We start from the raw sequence: 1,767 nt of genomic DNA, 5'->3' as shown, positions 1-1,767 counted from the left end.
AACGAGAACAAGCTCGAGTTGCCTTTCTTGAAGCCAGAAGGCGAGATTGAGCCAGTAGTGCCCAGTGGGTTCAACACCGATGAGCACCTTCGTTTTGTGATGCTGATCCATCATAGCTTGTATCCACTGGAATAGGGCTTTAAAGCCGACGTGATCGTTAGAGAAGGCAAGATAGTGGCCACGTTCGATCCCACGAAAATCGACAGCACGGGCAACATGAGAAAACTTGGCAATATCGATGCCGATAACAAGATGGTCGGTTGTAATTTTTTCAATACGTTGATTTTGTTTGTCACTTTGTTTAAACTTCATAATAAGAGCGCCTCCATATAGATGAATTTGGGTTGTCTAGGCCCCATAAATTCATCATACTGGAGAGCGCTCCTTTTTGACAAAATCCAAAATTAGCGACTTAGAGGAATACTTTGAAACCCATGAAAATACCGCTAATTCTAATCAAGTTCACGGGTAGATGGGGGCCCCGGAAAGTATCAGAATAAGCTTCCAAGAGTTACATCACTTTCTGGGGAAGGGCAGCGGCTGGAGGGATATACCCCGCCAGCGTATGCAGAGAATTTCTACGCAAAGCGGGTTTCTCAACAAACTTAGGAACCCCGCATAAGGTTCTTTTTTGTTCTATTCCGAATGATAAGCGCTAGTCTTGATTCTCAGTCTCGTTGATATATTCCATTAAGTCGCCGGGCTGGCAGTTTAAAGCTTTGCACAACGCATCAAGCGTCGTGAAGCGAATGGCTTTTCCGTTTTCGTTTTTTAAGATCGACAAATTCGCCGGGGTGATGCCGACCAGTTCGGAGAGCCGGTTTAACGACATTTTACGCTCCGCCATCACGACATCCAGTTTGATTCTTATCATCTTATCGCCTACTTCGCAGTTAAATTGTTTTGCTATTTTCCTCCACTGCATGTACCGCTATTTTTAAAGCCCAAGAGATCAACAGGAGCACGATCCCACCGGTTATCATATCGACATAGGACAGGTTGGAAAGCGAAATTTGCGCATTGGAAACCGTTAAGGCCGCAAGCGCCTTCGATAACAGAAGGCCGTCGGTATACGTATAGGCCGATCCCGCAACGATGATCGTCAGCCCTAATTTGAAAACAATCGACACGTTCTCATACGAAAAAAGACTCTCTTCATATATATTGTTCAGGAGCTTGCGCATAAACCATAAGAATAAGAGCATGAACAAGAGCATGCACGTCGTGGAAATGAACGATAGTTGAACAAAGGACGGATCGCTATAAAGCTCTGGCTGCTGATAAAAGTTGAGATCAATATAACTAAATAAAGGCTGGAAGTCTCCAAAGGACCGGGTGAGATCGCTATCCGGGCTCCACAGACGTAAGGAATGTTCCCCTAACGCAAATATCCCTACCAATAGAACAAAGTAAAAACAAATGAGACACAGGATCGCACCTATTTTAAAGATAATTTTCGATTTCATGAAAGATAACTCCTTTATCGTTAAGGCTGAGAAGACTCCCTCTTCGATAAGGGGGAGATGAATCAGCATCTCTTGTGTATGCATACGAACATATGTGCTATAATTCTCATAAAATCACCAAAGGAGGTAAATGCTCGCATGTTGCAACATAAAGCTTTTCGCTTTCGCATCTACCCTACGGAGGAGCAAACGACGCTGATCCATCAGATGTTTGGATGCGCTCGGTTTGTCTTTAACCACTTCCTTGCGAGGTGGAACGACACCTTCCAAGAAACAGGTAGAGGCTTGTCTTACCAGACCT

4 protein-coding genes are annotated in these 1,767 nt (G+C 44.3%); 1 reads left to right on the top strand and 3 read right to left on the bottom strand.

All coding sequences use genetic code 11. The features are described 5' to 3' along the window. From ET33_RS34420 to ET33_RS34410, 3 genes are all read right to left on the bottom strand, one after another. Positions 1 to 312: IS110 family transposase (locus tag ET33_RS34420; RefSeq protein ID WP_036693372.1), on the bottom strand; the 312-nt coding region annotated here is incomplete at its 3' end. 343 nt (positions 313 to 655) lie between these two features. Further along, positions 656 to 874, bottom strand: a complete 219-nt coding sequence (locus ET33_RS34415; protein WP_036693370.1) for a helix-turn-helix domain-containing protein — start codon at positions 872 to 874, stop codon at positions 656 to 658. Between the two features lie 19 nt (positions 875 to 893). Then, positions 894 to 1,466 carry a DUF2975 domain-containing protein gene (locus ET33_RS34410; RefSeq protein WP_036693369.1) on the bottom strand — a complete coding sequence of 191 codons (573 nt, stop codon included), beginning with the start codon at positions 1,464 to 1,466 and terminating at the stop codon, positions 894 to 896. A 138-nt stretch (positions 1,467 to 1,604) separates the two neighbouring features. Here ET33_RS34410 and ET33_RS38195 point away from each other — a divergent pair. Then, a partial coding sequence (locus ET33_RS38195) for a helix-turn-helix domain-containing protein (RefSeq protein WP_152570751.1) occupies positions 1,605 to 1,767 on the top strand: 163 nt, incomplete at its 3' end.

It is taken from the genome of Paenibacillus tyrphae (assembly GCF_000722545.1).
GTDB lineage: Bacteria > Bacillota > Bacilli > Paenibacillales > NBRC-103111 > Paenibacillus_G > Paenibacillus_G tyrfis.
Note: the sequence above shows the minus strand (reverse complement) of the source record. Positions and strands in the feature narration are given on the sequence as shown.